The 407-nt window shown below is 52.1% G+C and carries 1 protein-coding gene; it reads left to right on the forward strand.

Annotated features, from left to right (window positions below):
• Positions 1–64 precede the first annotated feature (64 nt).
• The coding region (locus EN807_RS32845; protein ID WP_246684507.1) for a GntR family transcriptional regulator at positions 65–407 on the forward strand (343 nt) is incomplete at its 3' end.

Raw genomic sequence — 407 nt, forward strand, 5'->3', positions numbered from 1 at the left:
TTGACTTTCAAAAAATCAACAGATATGCCAACTTAGATTCTGATATCTCAGTTTGGTTATTGATATGTCTAAAACCGTTGAATTCCCATCTTTGCCTCTGTCCGATCTCGTGACGCCGCAGGACTTGCCGGTTGAGGGAAACATGACCAATCGGATCCACGCGTTGCTTCGCCAATTGATTGTGGAAGTGAAGCTGCTGCCGGGTCGGGCTCTGTCCGAAAAGGAAATCGCGGCGTTGTTGCATGTGAGCAAGACGCCGGTGCGCGAGGCGATCATTCGCCTCGCGGAGGAAGGTTTCGTGACGGTTGTACCGCAGGGTGGCACCTATATCTCGCCGATCGACGTGCAGCGTTACATGGAAGCGTGTTTCATCCGCTTCAAGCTTGAAGAAGGCGCGGTGATAGAGG

The sequence above is a fragment of the Mesorhizobium sp. M5C.F.Ca.ET.164.01.1.1 genome (genome assembly GCF_004792125.1).
Taxonomy (GTDB): domain Bacteria; phylum Pseudomonadota; class Alphaproteobacteria; order Rhizobiales; family Rhizobiaceae; genus Mesorhizobium; species Mesorhizobium wenxiniae.